Below are 17,855 nucleotides of genomic sequence, written 5' to 3'. Positions count from 1 at the left end.
TGAGTTTTTGTTTACATTTTGAACGAATTAAGCTTTGGCATATTGGGCTACAACAGTTTCGACTGCTGCTTTCTCACGCTTAATCAAGTCAACACGCGCTGCAATTTCCTTGATTCCCATACCGATATTACGGCTAAGAGCAAGGTCAGAAAGTTGCGGTTCAAAGAATTCCTTGTACTCTGCCAAGCGTTGCTGAGTCTTAAATACGTGAGCAGGAAGGATAACAAAGCTATCAAAGCTCATATCTCCACCAAGAGCTGCCTTAATCCAAGCCCAATTTTCACGAGCCCAAGACCATGCTGTTTCCTGAGTTGCCTGATGGCTTAAGAACTGGAAGTACCAAGCAGACAAGTCCTGTGGTTTAACCACAAATTTGTCCTTCCAAGAAGTAATCAAGTTTTGGATATTATCCGCATCTGTACTGTATGCAAGAGCTGCTGCCAACTGACGTTTGAAGACCGCATCCGTCGCATGAGTGTAGAGGTCCAGATAAGTTGCGACCAAGTCCTTGGTCTCATAGTGTTTCATTTCATTGATAAGAACTTGTGCACGGATGGCTGCTGGAAGTCCTGCAAGGTTCTCCTTGTGAGCTGCAAAGATTTGGCTAGCGACTTGACTAGCTTCTGCATCATTGGAGCGAATCATCATAGAAACGGCCAACTGACGAACCAATTCATCCTCATCTGATTCTCCGTCTTTGGCTTCAAAGCCAAGACGGTCATAGTTATGACGAGCCAATTTAGCAACCAGACTGTTAAAGGCTTTCTCAGCTTCTGTACCTTCATCGATAAAGCGCTCAAGGGCAGAAATCACTTGAGAAACAGCTGAAACCACCAGATAAGACTCTTCCTTAGCAAGTTTATCAAGGACTGGAAGCAAGTCTGCATAAGAAATGTGCCCTGCTTCAGCCAACAAACGACGTTCTTGAACGATTTGCAGTTTGCTTGTGTTATCAAGTGTCTCTAACTCAGCAAGAACAGCATCTAACAAGTCTCCTTGATAGTCTGTAATGTAGTGGGCAGTATTTTCAGTATTGAGGCGAAGTGCTCCTTTGTTTTCAGCAAGAAGAGCGGCATAGCCAGGGATTTCGATACTTTCAGTTTCAAGTGTGTCTGGCAAACCTTTCCAGTTGCTGTTGAGTGGCACTACCCAGAGGCGGTTCTTGTCTTCGTGCTCACCGATAAAGAATTGTTTTTGCGAAATCTTCAAGACGTCATTTTCAACTTTGACAGTGAGAACTGGATAACCAGGTTGTTCCAACCAAGAATCCATGAAGGCTGCGACATCACGTCCTGATGCTTGACCAAGAGCATCCCAAAGGTGACGACCAATGGTGTTGCTGTATTGGTGTTTTTCAAAGTAAGCGTGCAAACCCTTAGCAAAATCAGCATCACCTAGCCAACGGCGAAGCATGTGCATAAGACGGCTTCCTTTGGCATAAACGATAGCGCCATCAAAGAGCGTGTTGATTTCATCTGGGTGTTTGACTTCGACGTGGACAGACTGAACCCCATCAGTCGCATCACGTTTAAGCGCCGCTGGAACTCCACCTGTTTGGAAGTCTTCAAAGATGTTCCAACTTGGCTCGATGGCATCCACACAGACGTATTCCATCATGTTAGCGAAGCTTTCATTAAGCCAAAGGTCATCCCACCATTTCATAGTCACGAGGTTACCAAACCATTGGTGAGCCAACTCATGTGCCACAACAAGGGCAACTTGTTGACGGCTAGCAAAGGTTGAGTTCTCATCCACAACCAAGTAAACTTCACGGTAAGTCACAAGACCCCAGTTTTCCATTGCACCTGCTGAGAAGTCAGGAAGGGCGATGTGGAGCGATTGAGGAATTGGATACTTAACTCCGTAGTAATCTTCGTAAAACTCGATTGAGCGAACGGCGATGTCCAGTGAGAAATCAAGGTTTGATAGGGGGTGGGCTTTGGTTGAGTAGACACCAACGAGAGTACCATTCTTGGTTTTAGCGGTTACCCCTTGCAAATCACCAGCTACAAAGGCTAACAAGTAAGAAGACATGCGAGGTGTTGTCTCAAACTTCCAGACGCCTGTTTCCTTACGGTCTTCCACATCAATTTCTGGCATGTTTGACAGGGCCACTTCACCTTCCGCTTGGTCAAAACGTAGAGCGAGGTCAAAAGTTGCTTTGGCTTCAGGCTCGTCCACACATGGGAAGGCTTCACGCGCAAAATGGCTTTCAAACTGAGTAGACAGGACTTCCTTCTTGACACCATCAACTGTGTAATAAGAAGGGTAAATCCCTGTCATGTTGTCTGTAATTTTTCCTGAAAAAGCGATGACCATTTCAACTTGACCAGCCTCAGCCAGTTCGATATGAAGGGCTTCATTTTCATGATCAACTGTAAATGGACGAGCTTGACCCGCAACTTCTACAGAAGCGATTTCCAAATCTTTTTGGTGAAGGGAAATACGGTCACTCTGTGCTTGACCAGTAATAGTCACCTTTCCAGAAAAGGTCTTGGTCTCACGACTCAAGTCTAAAAATAAATCATAATGTTCAGGAACAAATTGCGTAATAAAATGTTCAACTGCTTGCATAGTTTTCTCCTATTCTAAGTTTAAGAGTTTTACTCTTCTTCAAACAAACTTATTATATCATGTTTTGCTTAAGAAAAAAGGATTGGACGGTGATTTCCAAAACTTTCTTTCTACTAAAGTTTACTGTGGATAAACCTTGCGAAATTCTTCCAAAACGACCTTGCTATCAGGTGTAAAAGTCAAGCCCGCTTCCTCCAGCCACTCTGTGAAGAATTCCTCATGAACCTGACGCCAATAGGCTAGGGATTTGTCACCTTCCCCTTCCTTATAGGCATGGTCAGCAGAAACTTGATGAAAAGGCTGAACGGAAACCTTGGTAATTTCGACAATGCAGACAGCCTGATCTTGACTGTCTAAAATAACATCGAAGGTCCCTTCTTGCGGAAGGGGTTCGTCCTCTATTGCGTAGAGATCGTAAGCTGATGCTGTTGCAGTCTTTTCGCCTTTTAAAACCAAATCTGCCAAGAGATCGGCATCTACTCCAAAAGCCCAGGCATCGATCTCATCGCCGATAGAGGGGTTGATTTGCTTGTATGCTTTCCACATTTCTTGAGGTGTCATGGGTTGCTCCTTTGTAATTTTTTACTTTCTTCTTTTACACGTTTGAGGTGGTCTGGATGATCAATCTCTAAATCAAAAATCTCTGGAATAGAACTGTAGTGGATAATACACTTGATACCCATCTGATTCATTTTTTGTATGAAAGAAGCATTCAGATAGCCTGCTACAGCAAAGTCAATCTTTTTTATCCTTGCTTTATCCTGCATATCTCTTAGCATATCTAACATTATTGGACTTTCCATATCATGCCATTGACTGTTTCTCACAGTCGCAAAAACAAAAGAAGTCAAATCATTCATTCCAACTACAATCTTTGAAATACCCGTTTCCAGTATCCTGTCCAGGTCAAAATAAGCTGACGGTAATTCAATCATTGTGCCGACTTTTCCAGTAAAACCATGTTGACGTAATACTGTAATAACTTGCTTTAACTGCTCAGCATCATTGACAAAAGGAAAGATAACAGACAGATTGGGATTTGTTTGATAAACTTCTGTAACGACATGTGCTTCAGCCTGAAATTCATCAGGACACGCCAGCAAGCGCCTAGTTCCTCTATAACCAAACAAGGGATGATTTTCATCAAAATGCTCTTTAGTCCCCTCTAAACAATTAGCTTCTGTATTTGTTAACTCTGAAAAACGATACCAAACCTCTTCATCTGAGTACAAGGAGCAAATGGTGTCTAGATAATCTTTTACAAATTGCTGACAACTTGATAAGAGAATATTTTGATTGAGCTCTCTCAGTAAGTATTCTCCACGAATTATGCCAACATGATGCAATAGTTGTGGGTAAACTTTTGCAACAATTTGTTCGCCACTAAGGGCAAGTTGGTTTCTCATTATTCACCTTCCAATTCATGTAGGAAGTCTTGTCCAGTTCCGGAAATCCTAATAATTCAGACTTAACCTTCAAGACTAATGGCGATGCATTTTCTTCTGTGATTTTTTGAATATCCATCCAAACATATCCAAGTGAATCATTCGCACCATCAGACACAGCTTCCGAAATCGTAACTTGAGCTTCCTTCTTGTTTATCTCAATATCATAAAATGCCATGATATGGTGAACAGTAAAATTTGTTAACTCTTCCCTGACGAAAACATCGTAGATTCGAGGATTGGAGTAACTTCTAACAGTAAATCCTGTCTCTTCCATAACTTCTCTAATAAGCGTTTCCGTCAGTCCTTCTCCAAATTGCTGACTACCACCAGGTAGATCATAACGATGTTGATAAGGGCCTCTCGTTTTTTCAATGCAGAGTAACTTCCCGTTTTCAAAGCAAACAGCATAGACTCCAAAGTGTTTTTTGATTTCCATCAGATCTTCCTACTTCAAAGTCCAGCCACCATCAATCGTCAGGATTTGTCCTTGCATGGCGCTCGCTTTTCCACTTGCTAAGAAAAGGCTAATTTCTGCTATTTCCTCTGGCTTAATCCAGCGTTTGATGGGTGTTTCACTAGCCACCCAGTCCGCTAAGCCACCGGGTTCAAAGTCGGCAGCAGTCATGCTCGTCTTGACAGCACCTGGAGCAATCCCAAAGACCTGTATTCCAGCTTCCGCATAGTCTAGAGCCAACTGCTTGGTAAATCCAGCCAAGGCATGCTTAGAGGAAGTATAGGCGTGTCCACCACCTCCTGCTAGGTTTGAAGCAATAGAACACATATTGATAATGATTCCCTTTTTACTTTCCAGCATTTGCGTCAAATAATGTCGTGTCATCTCAACAGGAGTCACATAGTTGATTTCAAAAATCTCTTGAATTTCCTGAGCTGATTGTTCCAAAAGCGGTTTGTAATCATCCAAGACTCCTGCAGTATTGCACAAAATATCCACCTGAGGGCACCAGTCAAAAACAGGTTTCAAGTCTAAGGTCAAATCTCTCTGTAAAAAGTGAAAATCACCCTCCAAGAGTGGATTTTCACCTTGGTCCACTCCATATACTTGATACCCCTTCTCTAAAAAGAATCGGGCTTGAGTCAGACCAATCCCTGAACTTACTCCCGTAATCAATACACGTCTAGTCATGCACTTCTACCCAATCCGTCGCCAAAACATCACAAGGTGTCGGGCTCCACATGGAAAAACCTTCCCCTTCTCCTGACACGTTGATGAGGAAATAAGGCGTCACTTCAAGTGCAACCCCGTTTTGCTCGATAGTGTCAAAGAGTTGGACATAGTTTTCAGCCCCTCCCCAACCAGTTCGTACATATTTTTTCTTAGCCTTTAACCCAGGCAGGATTTCTTCAAAAGTCATGATGTTCTCCTTCAATTCTAAATTCTTCATTTAATTATAACAAAAAACCGTTTTCCAACGGCTTTTTGACTGTATCTTAGTTCAATAAAACAAATAGCTATCCAATTCTTTAATTATTTCAGTTCAATTAATTTATTGTAGATTTTCTCAGTCAGTTCTTTCTGTTGTGCTCCTGTTAAATGGTGCGAAGTGCGAATTAATATGGTTCCATAAACATAGTGGGATCCCGGATTTAAAGCAGTTCCATCAAAAGCACTAATATAAGTATTGCGCTTTTCTGCATCTTCTTTTGTCTTATACACCTCTATATTTCCTCCAACATCATTGCCTTTATGAACAATATCCGAGCCTTCTACAGATTCAGTCACTTGCTTGTCAACAAAATATACAGACGCTGTATATCCTCCTTGTTTATTTAATTTTTTATTAGGGTCATTATCCTCCGTAACAGATTGTACTCCAGTAATTGATTCTATTTCTTTAAGTCTTTCTTCAATAAAAGAACTAGAAGGATTTGTAATTTGTTTTAATTGAAGAATGCTATTTTGATAGTGAGTCAATTTTTCAGACAAATTCTTTTTTGTTTCACTATAATCTAATGGTTGACTTAATTCTTCAATTTGCTTCTCAATCTTAGCAGTCGCTTTCTCCATTTCTGGTTCTTTACGAAGTGAATCTTTGCTATCCTTTATAGTTGATTTCAATTCTTCCAATGTCTTAGAATCAAGAGGTTCTTCATTATTCTCAATAACCTTTTCAGCCTCAGCTATTTGATCTTCAACTTCTTTATTCTTTTCATTTAAATCCTTTACTACATCTTCAAACTTAGTTACAGCAGCTTGATGAGGCGCATAGGATAAGAAATAGTATCCTGTTGCCAAACCTAAAGCAATAAAAGTAATAAGCCCAACAATCATTGATTTCTTCATTTTAAACTCCTCAATTTATAAATAATCTCCTCTATATTTTAATATATTGTTTTAAATATTTCAAGTGTAAAAAGCTATAGAATCAACTTATTGCCAGATATACAAAAACGATAACCACTTTTCAGTAGTTACCGTTGTTTTCTTTTGATTAGTCTTTCTCACCAAGTCTACTATTGATAGTCATCATGATGCTGGCTATTTTCTCACCCCAGTATGGATCGGAAGCATAGCGAACATTCATCCCGGTTGCTTTATTTCCAAGGTGGTCTCTGCCGTAGTCGATGTAATTCTCACGAATCCACTTGGCCGCTCCGAGAATTCCTTTGTCCACATTATCAAAGCTCTTGGCTGAGAGATATGGGCTAGTATCATAAGCAGCAATACCAAAGAAGTTGTTCTTATCTCTGGCAATTTGACTGCGTCCCCACGCACTTTCAAGAGCGCTATGCGCCATCAAGTAAAGGGCATTGACACCGTAGCGTTCCTCAGCTTCTTTGAAAGTCGCTCCTTTACCTGCAAGAGGACTATCCTGCAAGTTCATCATCGAATACAGTTTATCCAATTCAGCTGCACTATAATTACTTGGTTCTCTCAAGTTCTTATAAAGGAAAGGATTTTTAATGGTAAAGCCATCAAAGTGCTCTCCATCAGTTGAGTAGTACTTCTTACCAATAACCATAGCAGAAGTGTGTGGAGCTACTTTGATACTCGTATATGGAGAGAGTTCATGGTAGAGGAATTTCCCATCACTAGTATAATGAGGGATAAACTCGCTTCCTTCATCAACTGCTGTCAAATCACTTTGATTCATATAGCCAGACAAGCCAGAAATCGAAACTGCAAGTCGGCCACCTTTTCGCGTCGAACTATCCAGTGAAACAATGCTTCCTTGGTTAATGTAACTCAAGATTTCTCCAGATGCACTATAGACATAGGCTGTGATTGGTTTAACTTTGTAATATTTGGTTTTATCCGCAACATGCCATCTACCAGAAGCATCCAAGGTATGACCATCCACAGTCTCATTTTTTGCCATATAACCGCCGGATTTTAGGTAATACCATGATTGGTCGGAAGAATCGTAGATTAATTCTTTCTCAGCCATCTTTCCATTTGACTTGAGGTAGAACCAATTGTTCTTGTACCATACCCACTCACTCGCAGCCATATAACCACCAGATTTGAGATAGTAGTAACCATTATCCCAGAGCCATTCTTTATTGGCATAATTTCCATCAGAGTTGATATAGAACCAAGAGTTATAATTCTTGTCAAAGAGCCACCCTTTGCCAGCTTTTGCTCCACTGCTCGTCACATAACTGCGGTCAATCCAAGTTTCCGTAGAGAGGTGGCCGCCTGATTTGAAATGGTAATCCTTGCCTTTGATGGTTTGCCAACCTTTTTCAGCATAGGTTCCGTCAGCTTTCAAGTAAAACCAAGAGTTATAATTCTTGTCAAAGAGCCATTCCGATTTCAGTTTGGCTCCACTTTTAGCAACATAGAAGCGGTCAATCCAGCGCTCGGTAGAAAGATAGCCGCCTGATTTGAAATGGTAATCTTTTTCTTTAATCGTTTCCCAGCCTTTTTCGGCATAGGTTCCGTCAGCTTTCAAGTAAAACCAAGCATCATAATTCTTATCAAAGAGCCATTCCGATTTCAATTTAGCTCCACTCTTGGCAACGTAGAAGCGGTCAATCCAACGCTCAGTAGATAGATAACCGCCTGATTTAAAATGGTAGTCCTTCCCATCTATGGTTAACCAGCCATTTTCAGCATAGGTACCGTCTTGTTGAAGGTAGAACCAACTGCTATAGTTGCCATCATAAATCCAAGCTTGTTTAACCTTATGACCATTTTCTGATATATAGTTCTTACCAAGCCAAGCATTTTTCAGCATTTTACCTTGTGAATTGATGTAGTACTGGTTCTCCCCTTGAGTGATCCACTCATCTTTGGCCATTTTCCCGTCTGCTTTAAGGTAATATTTTTCCTGACCTTGTTGAATCCACTCATTTTGAGCTTTCTGACCATCAGACTTGAGATAATACCAGGATTCTTGTTCCTGATTAAATACCCACTGTTCCTTGGCTTTAGTACCACTTTCAGTCACATAGTACTGGCCAACCCACGTTTTTGTGGCTAATTTTCCGGTCTCGTTAAAATAGTAATCCTTACCACCAACAGTCAACCAGCCGTTCTCAGCACGATTTCCATCAGCTGTTAAATAAAACCAGGCCTGTTGCGTTTGGTCATAGATCCATTGGTTGGTTGCCGGTTTCCTGTCTGCTTTGAGGTAGGTCTTTCCTTGCCAAGTTCCCTCTTCTGCTTTTGCTGTCTCCACTACAGTAAAAAAACACCCCAATAAGCCAGCACTTACTAGGGCCACTTTCCATCGTTTCATTTAAATGCTCCAATAACGTTTTCTAATCCCTATTGTAACATAGTTAATAGACGGAAATATTACAAATTGATGAAGATTCTATGTCTTGTTGACGATAAGGAAGACCTAGCTTATCTCAGACTGGCTTTGACTTCTCGACGGAGTTCTTCCAAGCTGCTAATGCCATATTTGTCCATGACTTTTGGCAGATTTTCGATAATGTCAGGACAGGCGTAAGGATTGGTAAAGTTTGCTGTTCCAACTCCGATGGCAGAGGCACCAGCCAGATACATTTCTAGCGCTGCTTCAGCAGAATCCACTCCCCCCATTCCAATGATGGGAAGGTCTGTGGTTTGGGCTACTTGGCGAATGAGTTTGAGGGCGACCGGAAAAACTGCTGGGCCTGACATTCCACCTGTTCCATTGGCTAAGATTGGTTTTCTGGTTTTGAGGTCAAATCGCATACCGACTAGAGTATTGATCATGGTTAAGCCACTTGCTCCCGCATCTTCTGCGGCTTTGGCGATGGTGACAACATCCGTTACACTAGGGGTTAACTTAACATAAACTGGCACATCAGAGGCTTCCACAGCTGCTTTTACCACTTCGTAAGCTAGATCCGGATCTTGCCCAATCAAAAGTCCATGATTGCCGTGATCCACATTCGGACAAGAGATGTTGAGCTCGATCGCTTTTACATTTGCAGCCTTAGAAATTCCTCGAGAAACGGCAGCGTACTCTTGTTTTGAAAAGCCTGCAACATTTGCGATGATGGGAAGCGTAGGATACTCTCTTTCCAGCCAAGGCAACTTTTCAGCTAAAACAGCTTCTAAACCAGGATTTTGCAAGCCGATTGCATTGAGCATACCAGCAGGTGTCTCTGCAACCCTGGGAGTAGGATTGCCAAAACGGGGTTCAAGTGTCGTCGCCTTGATCATAATAGAGCCTAAAAGGTCCAAATCATAGTACTTGGCATACTCTTGGCCAAAACCAAAACAGCCTGATGCTGGAATAATCGGATTTTTCAAATCCAAACCAGGGAGAGAAACTTGTAAACGATTTCTAGTCATGATTTTCTCCTTATAATACAACTGTTCCTGTGCGGAAAACAGGGCCATCTTCACAGACACGTTGGCTGACGGTTTCACTATCTGGGACTTTTAGGACACAGGCATAGCAGGCCCCCATCCCACAAGCCATACGAGATTCTAGAGATAGGTAGGCTCTTGGGTGATTATAAAATTTTTGATTGATGTACTTCATCATTCCAGGAGCTCCACATGAGTAAACAGCATCAAATTGACTGTCTAAGTCATTGATGACGACTGACACATTTCCCTTAATGCCATAAGAACCATCATCTGTCGTAACAAAAACCTGACCATATTGGGTCAATTCTGTTTCGAGAATCACAGCATCCTTGTTGGCAAAACCGAGGACTGTCACTACTTTCACCCCACGCGCATGCAATTCCTTAGCCACCTCAAGCAAGGGCGGAACACCAATCCCACCACCAACGAGGAGAACTTTGCTCTGATCGTCAAGGTCAGACAAGTCAAAACCATTTCCCTGAGGTCCCATCACATCAAGTGTATCACCCTGACTTAATGTTGAAAAAATAGCGGTCCCAGCACCTTCAATCCGATAAATGAGGCGACACTGCTTGTTTGCCTTGTCAATAGATGAGATTGAAATAGGACGACGCAAGAGATGGGCATCGTCAGGCACGCGCAGATGGAGAAATTGGCCTGCTCGCATAGCTTCAACCATTTCCCCTTCTAGGACTAATTCAAAAATTGCTGGAGCGATTTCCTCTTGTGCTACCACCTTCATGGTTTCCAAACGAATCGCACCCATACGCTTCTTACATGTGGGATTCATGATTTTCCTCCTTAAATTTTAAGGGGACCAGATAAAGAAAAGACCTTGCTAATGCAAGGTCTCAGTCGAGATAGGACAGAACTCATGCGCACACTTAAAAAGTCTCCACAGAGAGTTCCCTATCCCTTTTATCTGACACCTTGTGAGTCTCTCTGGACTCCCCTTAAAGGTTAAATTTGTATTAGTATACTCTTTCAAAGTAAAAAAGTCAAGTAGAAAACGAACATTCTACTTGACTGTACAGGATTATTTTTCACGAATCACTTCGACCTTGTAACCATCAGGATCCTTGACAAAGTAATAGTTTGGTGGGTTACCTGGTAGGCCTTTGGGCTCTGTAACCTCATAGCCTTTGTTGCTGTGTTCTTGATGAAGTGCCTCGAGGTCAGGTGTACTGAGGGCGATATGAGCAAAGCCATCTCCTACCACATAAGGTCCGTGGTCATAGTTATAGGTCAATTCCAACTCGTAGTCATCACCCTCAAGTCCTAGATAGACAATGGTGAAGGCATAATCTGGAAAATCCTTACGACGCAACTCTTTAAAACCAAAAGCATCTTGATAAAATGCGATTGATTTTTCAAGGTTTTCTACTCGCAAGCAAGTGTGTAGCATTTTTGAAGCCATATGTTCTCCTTTATTTTTAAAAAGACTGGGACAATCCTGTTCCAGTCTTATCAATTATTATTTACCAAGTTTTGCTTTAGCTGCATCTGCAAGAGCTGTGAAAGCTGCTGCATCGTTAACAGCCAAGTCAGCAAGCATTTTACGGTTAACTTCGATTTCAGCCAATTTCAAACCATGCATCAATTGTGAGTATGAAAGTCCGTTCATACGAGCTGCCGCATTGATACGTGTGATCCACAATTTGCGGAAGTCACGTTTCTTTTGACGACGGTCACGGTATGCATAGTAGTAAGAGTTCATTACTTGTTCTTTTGCAGTACGGAACAAGATGTGTTTAGCTCCATAGTAACCTTTTGCTAATTTAAGAATACGTTTACGACGTTTGCGTGATACAACGCCACCTTTAACACGTGCCATGTTTTATTTCCTCCAAATATTTCCTAGAATTGTTTACTTACAGTCAAGCTATTATTTCAAGCGAGTAAGCATTGCTTTGATACGTTTGTAGTCTCCTGAATGCACCATAGATGCTTTACGAAGATGACGACGTTGTTTCTTAGTTTTTCCGTGGAAACGGTGAGAAGTGTAAGCACGGAAACGTTTAAGTCCACCAGAACCTGTACGTTTGAAACGTTTAGCTGATGCGCGGTGTGTTTTTTGTTTTGGCATGATTTTTTCTCCTTTATTTAACTTTCTGACAATTATTTTTTGTCAGTCGCTGGCGCCAATTGCATGAACATTTGACGTCCATCCATTTTAGCACGTTGTTCGATGATGGCAATATCTTGAGTTGCTTCAGCAAACTCGGCTAAAACTTTTGCACCAATCTCTTTATGGGTAATCATACGACCCTTAAAGCGAATAGATACCTTAACTTTATTTCCTTTTTCAAGGAATTTGCGTGCATTGCGAAGTTTTGTATCAAAGTCACCCTTGTCAATAGTTGGACTTAGACGAACTTCTTTCACAGTAACAACACTTTGTTTTTTACGTTGTTCTTTTTGCTTCTTCTGGTACTCAAATTTGAACTTACCGTAGTCCATAATTTTTGCAACAGGCGGTTTGGCTTGGGGTTGAATCAACACTAGGTCAACATTAGCATTATCAGCCAAAGCTTGCGCTTCACTGAGTGGCTTGATGCCTAGCTGTTCTCCTTCAAGACCAATCAAGCGAACTTCACGTACACGAATCTCATCATTGATGAATAAGTCTTGCTTTGCTATGGTTTTCACCTCTTTTGTTTTATTAGAGAAAAACAATAGCGGACTCGTAAATATACAAGCCCGCACGTTATGATAGCGTTTCTTAGAAACTTTTCATCCGTAGGGCCAGGCAACTTAATGTCACAAGGCGAGAAGCTCTCACTTCTGCTTTTCTCAACTTTTATATGATACCAAGTTTTCTAGCTCTTGTCAAGATAAAAAGTTATTTTTTTGAAAAGTTTCTGTTTGTATTTTGACTTGGTTTACGCATCAAAAAGAGAGAACCAAGTTGATTCCCTCTCTATGTTAGTTTTTACTTATTTTCCCTATAGGAAAACTAAGCCTTAAAAAATTCTTTTTTCTGTGAACTTCCCCATCTTTCGATAAATAGAATCCCCACTAACAAAAGGATAATCAGGCAAGGAAGTAAGAACATCCCCATACTCCAATTTAGATTGACATTATCAATTTGCTTAGGTAATCTTCCAGATAAAATCTCCACTGAACGCAAGTAAGTAAAGGGAATCAGATGTGCAATCTTTTGAAGAGGCTGAATGGTTTGGATACCAAACAATAAGCCAACAATCCCAATGAGTGAAAGAAAAAGGACAGGCATTTTTTGCTTGAAAAAGTAAGCAATCAAGTAGACGACTTCCACAATGACGATAAAAGCTAAGAAAGCTAGTAACAAGCTAGGAAATAACACATCTTGTATTTTCCCAATAGTTACTTCTTGATTTGTTAAGCTATATATCGGGTAGGGATAATCTAACTGTCCAAAACCACTTATCAGACTTCCCACTAGAAAAGAAAAGCTACAGATTCCGATAAACAGCACACTTACATAACCCACTCCAACTCCAAGAGAGGACATGGCAAATGTCACTTTTGAAAATGGAAATAACTGAGCTGTATCGAGATTATTTTGATATCTTTCTGCAAATAGTTGCGTTAGCATGAAAATAATAGCAATCACAAACAAGGTTGGGATGATAGCCTCTAAAATCCAGACAATCTGATCAATCCCGTGGGTCGGATAATCTAAATTGTGGGCTTTTATGTTTAAGAGATATAGGACTTGGTAAATCTTCCGTTCGCGGTCAACCGCCATTTTTAAGTCAGAGCTAGAAGTCGGGTTATTTGATACAAATTCATAATTCTTCTCTTCATCTTGCCACTGCAAATAGTAGGCTTCTTTCCAGCGCCCTTCTTTTAGTAAAGTTAGAATTTCTTTCTTTTGCGTCAAAAGATTTTTTTGCGAGTCTAAATTACTTTTAGCAATTTGGTATTCCTCCGAGCTGGTATCAGACATTTGAGCGAGTTTCTCTTCATTTTCATTGATAGCTCTCTCGTTGGCTGCAAGATGAGTTTCCAACCTAGTCTCCAAGCTGACTGAGTTTGCAGTCTGGCTATTGAAATAAAAGGTAACACCGAGTACAGATGCAAATAAAGCTAAGATAATCCAATTTAAGCGACTTTTGAAAACTTTTTTTAATAAAAATTGACTAACATCTTTCATAAACTAAGCCTCTTCTATCTGCCCCTGACGAATGGTTACCATGCTATCGCAAATCTCCACCAACTCTTCCTTATAGTGGGAACTTAAAAGAACCAGCTGCTCTTGCCTATTGATTTGTGCCAGCCTATTAAAAAATTTCTGCCGATAATACTCGTCTAAGCCATTTGTAATCTCATCCATGAGCCAGCATTTGGCCTGACTGAGGAAATACATGGCAATCACCAAACGTTGCTTCATGCCTAAGGAATACTTGCGAATGGGAAGGCTGATATAATCAGACATTTCCCAGTAATCAATTTCATCCCCCAAGTTCAGCCCTGACTTCCAGATGTTTTTTATAAGGCGAAGATAGTCCATCCCACTTAAGTTTCCATCCAGCCATTCAACGCTCTCATAATAAAATAAAGAAGGAGGAGCTGCGATATTTCCACTACTTATGGGAATTAAGTTGCTAATGGCGCGGAACAGTGTCGTCTTTCCAGAGCCATTGATAGCGAGAACACCATAAACCCTGCCTTTATTAAAGGTAAAATCCGCATCTTGTAAAATGACTTGTCGCGTTTTTAAGGTCACATGAGTAAGCTGCAACATAGCTAGTCCTCCTTTTTCTCACTCTTTAAGGATTAATAGCCTCCGCTGTAACGATTTACTACCTCATAACGATCGTAGTTCCAGCCTCCGCCAACTTTATACTCAGAATAGCCGTGATAATTAGACCACTCCGGAATGACATTATAATTATATGCATGGTAATTCATACGAGACCTATAGTAGGTATTCCAGTCATAGCGATAACTTTTAAGAACGGTCTTAGCAGATACACTGGACTGAAAAAGACCAATAGATAACAAACTAGCTAATAAAACGACTTTTGCTGATTTTCTCATGGTTTTCACCTCACTAATATATTTACTTTCGAAAGCGCTTTAATTATATCATTTTCTTATCTGTTATGCAATAGTTTTTTGGATTTATTTTAATAATATTTAACATTTTTTAATTTTTTCCTCCTATCGAACGCTTTCAATCTTCCAACTATTCCACCCTTTAAAGCTTATAGCTCCTTGCTGGTCAGTCCGATAAACTTTGCTATTGATACCTTCCAGTCGTGTCAAAGTTTCCTGATGAGGTAGTTTGGTTCGATTGTTCTTTCCAACTGAGATAAGAGTAAGCTCTGGTTTGAGCTGCTCTAGAAAGGCTGGACTTGATGATTTTTTATTGCCATGTTGGCTAGCTTTCAAAACATCCACCTCTAGGTCAGGATAGTGCTTCAGCAAGTCCTTCTCTCCTTTCTCCTCCAAATTTCCCGTGAAGAGAAAGTGCTTATCCAAGACTTTCCCATACAGAACCAGGAAATCTTCATGACCGCCATCTCCCATTTTCCTTGGAGATAGAACTTCTAACTGACTTCCAAAAATGGGTAAGTTCTCTCCCACTGACACACTACGCACCTTGGTTTGAGTCGCCTGTAGTTCTGCCACAAATTCCTTCTGTTTTAGACTGCCTTTGGACACTAAAATTTCGCCTACATGGAAAGCCTTGGTCACCTCCAACAAATCTCCAACATGTTCCTTGTCCGTATTTGTCAAAATCATCTGGTCAATCTTGGCTACTCCTCGACTTTTTAGATAGGGAATTAAGGTTCGCTGAGCATTACTGGTCGTCGTCTTTTCTTGCCATTTTTCAATTTTCTTATCAGATTCTGCCTTACCACCGACATCTATGAGAATGGTCTTACCAGTTACATCCTTTAGGAAAATACTTTCGCCTTGCCCCACATCCAGCATGGTAATTTCATTTTCCAGTGGATGCTTGATCAGGAAAAAGAGACCTGTAATCAATAAGCTCAATACCGTTAGCTTTTTAATGTTTTTTCTCAAATCATAGACTAAAGCCAAAGAAATTAATAGTAGTATCAACAGCCATGCATTGGGTTGTCCAAAGACCAGAGGTCTACTTGCCACCTGTGATACCAAGCGAATCATTCCCTCCAACCATTCAAAAATAAAATTCAGCTGAATAACTGGATAGAGAAAGGAAAGGGCAAATAAGATAGACAAGAGCGGTAAGAAGACCAAGTCAAATAGAAAGGAAAAGACAAAGGTCAAAAGAATGGACCAAGGTTGAAATTCCGCAAAATAGAAGGATAGAATGGGCAAGATGCCCAAAGAAATGACTAGACTTTCTCTGGCAACAGCCTTGAGCCCCTCCCCTTCTTTGCTGGTCATGGTCAAGATAAAAGCATATGCGCAGGACAAGACTCCTCCTGCAGTCAGGAAAAATTTGGGCATGATGATAAAGAGGACAAGCACCGTCAAGGCAAAATTATCCAAGCCCTTAACACCATGTTGAGCCAGTAACTTTTGCAAGAGACTGCGAATGACCGAAGCTGAAAACCCTGTCAGCCCTCCATAGATAAGGGAAAAGGGATAAGTCAGCCACTTCAACTTTTCTTGGGTCAAGCCCAATCGTAAGAGAAGTTTCTTAAATCCATCCATGAAAAAGCCTACCTGCATGCCCGACAAGGCAAATAGGTGGATAATTCCTAGACTGGAATAAAGCTCATTCATCTCCTCGAAGTCCGTATCCAGATGTCCTAGTAAGAGCCCTGTCATGTAATTACGCATAGGGTCTGGGAAATGCGTCTTAATCCAAACTACAGCCTTTCGACGTAAACTGGACAGATTTTCTCCTATATCCCAACTGCCAACTTTTTGAAGCGACTGGATTCTTTTGATATTGAGAGTCTGGTAAATTCCCTGAGTCTTCAGATAATCTTGGTAGTCAAAGCCACCAAAATTTCTTTGCCCTTCTGGTTCCGAAAGTTTTCCTTCTAGTTCTATCTCATGAAGAGCTGTTAAATCTTGAAAGGCTTCTTTCTCCTCCTCGGACTGGAGTTTATAATAGACTTGAAAAATGCGTCCATGAGACTTACCACGAAAGGACAAACTATCACCATTAACCTTAATAGTGTCAGGCAAAATCCGTACAATCTCAACAGAATCCGCCAAATGTTGACTCGCTCGACTCTGTTGCCAATTTTGAAACAGAAACCAGAAGGCAAAGATTCCGCAAAGCACTAGAACTTTGCTAGCAGATTTCCAAGGAAATTGGAAAAAAAGACAGATTAGCAGAAAAACGAAACCCAACAGCGCTAGATAGGATGCTGAGAAAATAGCGTAATAAAGCCATAGCAATAGAAAACTCAGGTAAATTAGGGGAATGGGGAAATTCTTAATCCACTGTAACATAATCTTTTAGCTTTTCTATGGTCTTGGCACCAATGCCAGAGACTTTCTTGAGTTCCTCAACCGACTTGAACTTGCCATTTGCCTCACGATGGTCGATAATGTCCTGAGCTCGTTTGCCACCTAATCCCTTGACCTGTTTAAGCTCTTCCAGACTAGCCTTGTTGAGATTGACCTTCTTTTCATTGTTTGTTGAAGAAGTAGTCCCCGAAGCAGTCTGCTGACTAGCTGCTTCTTCTCCCTTAGTTGGAACGTAAATCAGAGCCTCGTCGCTAACTTTCTGAGCTAGATTGAGCGACTTGCTATCTGCTTGCTCTGTCAAGCCACCTGCCTTCTGAACAGCATCATTGACTCGACTACCTACAGGCAAATCATAAATCCCTGGCGATTTAACAGCCCCCTTCACATCTACTGTGATTAGGTCTTGTTCAAGGGGTTCTTCCTTTTCTTCCTTCTTCACTTCCTTTTCGGTCGATGAATCCTTGGAAACAGCTGCAACTTCTGATTGCAAATTCGTTTCCTTGACAGGTGTGTGTGGAGCTGGCTTTAGCAGGAAAAATCCTCCTACAAGCAAGCCCAGACCAGTACAGATGACAATGATTTTATACTCTTTGATTTTCTCGATAATTGCTTCCATATTTTCTCCTCTCTTATATTATTCGTAAGAGGAAGAA

At 41.0% G+C, this 17,855-nt stretch carries 19 protein-coding genes and 1 other annotated feature; all 19 genes read right to left on the bottom strand.

What is annotated here, in order from left to right; all coding sequences use genetic code 11:
* Positions 1-27 precede the first annotated feature (27 nt).
* Positions 28-2,574, bottom strand: a complete 2,547-nt coding sequence (locus tag ACIY19_RS01800; RefSeq protein ID WP_409002544.1) for a M1 family metallopeptidase — start codon at positions 2,572-2,574, stop codon at positions 28-30.
* Positions 2,575-2,694: 120 nt separating this feature from the next.
* Positions 2,695-3,135 carry an ASCH domain-containing protein gene (locus ACIY19_RS01795; RefSeq protein ID WP_409002543.1) on the bottom strand — a complete coding sequence of 147 codons (441 nt, stop codon included), beginning with the start codon at positions 3,133-3,135 and terminating at the stop codon, positions 2,695-2,697.
* Positions 3,132-3,980: a putative PEP-binding protein gene (locus ACIY19_RS01790; protein WP_409002542.1), complete on the bottom strand. Its 849-nt coding sequence runs from the start codon at positions 3,978-3,980 to the stop codon at positions 3,132-3,134. Before ACIY19_RS01790 ends, ACIY19_RS01795 begins: the two co-directional genes overlap by 4 nt.
* On the bottom strand, positions 3,958-4,458 hold the full coding sequence (locus tag ACIY19_RS01785) for an NUDIX hydrolase (protein WP_409002541.1): 501 nt from the start codon (positions 4,456-4,458) through the stop codon (positions 3,958-3,960). Before ACIY19_RS01785 ends, ACIY19_RS01790 begins: the two co-directional genes overlap by 23 nt.
* A gap of 9 nt (positions 4,459-4,467) precedes the next feature.
* Positions 4,468-5,166, bottom strand: a complete 699-nt coding sequence (locus ACIY19_RS01780; protein ID WP_409002540.1) for a 3-oxoacyl-ACP reductase — start codon at positions 5,164-5,166, stop codon at positions 4,468-4,470.
* Entirely contained in the window at positions 5,159-5,395 is a 237-nt protein-coding gene (locus tag ACIY19_RS01775; RefSeq protein ID WP_000141913.1) for a DUF2829 domain-containing protein, read from the bottom strand. Before ACIY19_RS01775 ends, ACIY19_RS01780 begins: the two co-directional genes overlap by 8 nt.
* A gap of 113 nt (positions 5,396-5,508) precedes the next feature.
* Positions 5,509-6,324, bottom strand: a complete 816-nt coding sequence (locus tag ACIY19_RS01770; protein WP_000749425.1) for a hypothetical protein — start codon at positions 6,322-6,324, stop codon at positions 5,509-5,511.
* A 148-nt stretch (positions 6,325-6,472) separates the two neighbouring features.
* A complete protein-coding gene (locus tag ACIY19_RS01765; RefSeq protein WP_409002539.1) occupies positions 6,473-8,725 on the bottom strand; it encodes a glucosaminidase domain-containing protein in 2,253 nt (750 codons plus the stop codon).
* A 110-nt stretch (positions 8,726-8,835) separates the two neighbouring features.
* On the bottom strand, positions 8,836-9,822 hold the full coding sequence (locus ACIY19_RS01760) for a dihydroorotate dehydrogenase (protein WP_409002538.1): 987 nt from the start codon (positions 9,820-9,822) through the stop codon (positions 8,836-8,838).
* A complete protein-coding gene (locus ACIY19_RS01755; RefSeq protein WP_409002537.1) occupies positions 9,785-10,585 on the bottom strand; it encodes a dihydroorotate dehydrogenase electron transfer subunit in 801 nt (266 codons plus the stop codon). Before ACIY19_RS01755 ends, ACIY19_RS01760 begins: the two co-directional genes overlap by 38 nt.
* Before the next feature lie 246 nt (positions 10,586-10,831).
* The gene (locus ACIY19_RS01750) at positions 10,832-11,212 is read right to left on the bottom strand and encodes a VOC family protein (RefSeq protein ID WP_409002536.1); all 381 of its coding nucleotides are present in this window, start codon (positions 11,210-11,212) and stop codon (positions 10,832-10,834) included.
* Between the two features lie 57 nt (positions 11,213-11,269).
* A complete protein-coding gene (gene rplT / locus ACIY19_RS01745; protein ID WP_000124834.1) occupies positions 11,270-11,629 on the bottom strand; it encodes a 50S ribosomal protein L20 in 360 nt (119 codons plus the stop codon).
* Positions 11,630-11,680: 51 nt separating this feature from the next.
* On the bottom strand, positions 11,681-11,881 hold the full coding sequence (gene rpmI / locus ACIY19_RS01740) for a 50S ribosomal protein L35 (protein ID WP_001125943.1): 201 nt from the start codon (positions 11,879-11,881) through the stop codon (positions 11,681-11,683).
* Positions 11,882-11,913: 32 nt separating this feature from the next.
* On the bottom strand, positions 11,914-12,444 hold the full coding sequence (gene infC / locus ACIY19_RS01735) for a translation initiation factor IF-3 (RefSeq protein ID WP_000848180.1): 531 nt from the start codon (positions 12,442-12,444) through the stop codon (positions 11,914-11,916).
* 15 nt (positions 12,445-12,459) lie between these two features.
* Positions 12,460-12,591, bottom strand: a sequence feature (ribosomal protein L20 leader region).
* 160 nt (positions 12,592-12,751) lie between these two features.
* Positions 12,752-13,933 (bottom strand): hypothetical protein, encoded by a 1,182-nt coding sequence (locus tag ACIY19_RS01730; RefSeq protein WP_409002535.1) that lies wholly within the window; start codon positions 13,931-13,933, stop codon positions 12,752-12,754.
* 3 nt (positions 13,934-13,936) lie between these two features.
* Positions 13,937-14,524, bottom strand: a complete 588-nt coding sequence (locus tag ACIY19_RS01725; protein ID WP_164226012.1) for an ABC transporter ATP-binding protein — start codon at positions 14,522-14,524, stop codon at positions 13,937-13,939.
* A gap of 32 nt (positions 14,525-14,556) precedes the next feature.
* Complete coding sequence (locus ACIY19_RS01720) at positions 14,557-14,820, bottom strand: hypothetical protein (RefSeq protein WP_409002534.1); 264 nt, start codon at positions 14,818-14,820, stop codon at positions 14,557-14,559.
* Positions 14,821-14,943: 123 nt separating this feature from the next.
* The gene (locus tag ACIY19_RS01715) at positions 14,944-17,184 is read right to left on the bottom strand and encodes a DNA internalization-related competence protein ComEC/Rec2 (RefSeq protein WP_409002533.1); all 2,241 of its coding nucleotides are present in this window, start codon (positions 17,182-17,184) and stop codon (positions 14,944-14,946) included.
* Entirely contained in the window at positions 17,168-17,818 is a 651-nt protein-coding gene (locus ACIY19_RS01710) for a helix-hairpin-helix domain-containing protein (protein ID WP_409002532.1), read from the bottom strand. The genes ACIY19_RS01715 and ACIY19_RS01710 overlap by 17 nt, the downstream gene beginning before the upstream one ends.
* Between the last annotated feature and the right edge of the window lie 37 nt (positions 17,819-17,855).

Source organism: Streptococcus sp. ST14 (assembly GCF_046098195.1).
Taxonomy (GTDB): domain Bacteria; phylum Bacillota; class Bacilli; order Lactobacillales; family Streptococcaceae; genus Streptococcus.
This window is presented reverse-complemented; position numbering and strand designations above follow the sequence as displayed.

Bases quoted from the DNA above. Each gene is read 5' to 3' on its own strand.
- ACIY19_RS01800 (WP_409002544.1), bottom strand. From the start codon at position 2,574: ATGCAAGCAGTTGAACATTTTATTACGCAATTTGTTCCTGAACATTAT.
- ACIY19_RS01795 (WP_409002543.1), bottom strand. From the start codon at position 3,135: ATGACACCTCAAGAAATGTGGAAAGCATACAAGCAAATCAACCCCTCT.
- ACIY19_RS01790 (WP_409002542.1), bottom strand. From the start codon at position 3,980: ATGAGAAACCAACTTGCCCTTAGTGGCGAACAAATTGTTGCAAAAGTT.
- ACIY19_RS01785 (WP_409002541.1), bottom strand. From the start codon at position 4,458: ATGGAAATCAAAAAACACTTTGGAGTCTATGCTGTTTGCTTTGAAAAC.
- ACIY19_RS01780 (WP_409002540.1), bottom strand. From the start codon at position 5,166: ATGACTAGACGTGTATTGATTACGGGAGTAAGTTCAGGGATTGGTCTG.
- ACIY19_RS01775 (WP_000141913.1), bottom strand. From the start codon at position 5,395: ATGACTTTTGAAGAAATCCTGCCTGGGTTAAAGGCTAAGAAAAAATAT.
- ACIY19_RS01770 (WP_000749425.1), bottom strand. From the start codon at position 6,324: ATGAAGAAATCAATGATTGTTGGGCTTATTACTTTTATTGCTTTAGGT.
- ACIY19_RS01765 (WP_409002539.1), bottom strand. From the start codon at position 8,725: ATGAAACGATGGAAAGTGGCCCTAGTAAGTGCTGGCTTATTGGGGTGT.
- ACIY19_RS01760 (WP_409002538.1), bottom strand. From the start codon at position 9,822: ATGGCCCTGTTTTCCGCACAGGAACAGTTGTATTATAAGGAGAAAATC.
- ACIY19_RS01755 (WP_409002537.1), bottom strand. From the start codon at position 10,585: ATGAATCCCACATGTAAGAAGCGTATGGGTGCGATTCGTTTGGAAACC.
- ACIY19_RS01750 (WP_409002536.1), bottom strand. From the start codon at position 11,212: ATGGCTTCAAAAATGCTACACACTTGCTTGCGAGTAGAAAACCTTGAA.
- rplT (WP_000124834.1), bottom strand. From the start codon at position 11,629: ATGGCACGTGTTAAAGGTGGCGTTGTATCACGCAAACGTCGTAAACGT.
- rpmI (WP_001125943.1), bottom strand. From the start codon at position 11,881: ATGCCAAAACAAAAAACACACCGCGCATCAGCTAAACGTTTCAAACGT.
- ACIY19_RS01730 (WP_409002535.1), bottom strand. From the start codon at position 13,933: ATGAAAGATGTTAGTCAATTTTTATTAAAAAAAGTTTTCAAAAGTCGC.
- ACIY19_RS01725 (WP_164226012.1), bottom strand. From the start codon at position 14,524: ATGTTGCAGCTTACTCATGTGACCTTAAAAACGCGACAAGTCATTTTA.
- ACIY19_RS01720 (WP_409002534.1), bottom strand. From the start codon at position 14,820: ATGAGAAAATCAGCAAAAGTCGTTTTATTAGCTAGTTTGTTATCTATT.
- ACIY19_RS01715 (WP_409002533.1), bottom strand. From the start codon at position 17,184: ATGTTACAGTGGATTAAGAATTTCCCCATTCCCCTAATTTACCTGAGT.
- ACIY19_RS01710 (WP_409002532.1), bottom strand. From the start codon at position 17,818: ATGGAAGCAATTATCGAGAAAATCAAAGAGTATAAAATCATTGTCATC.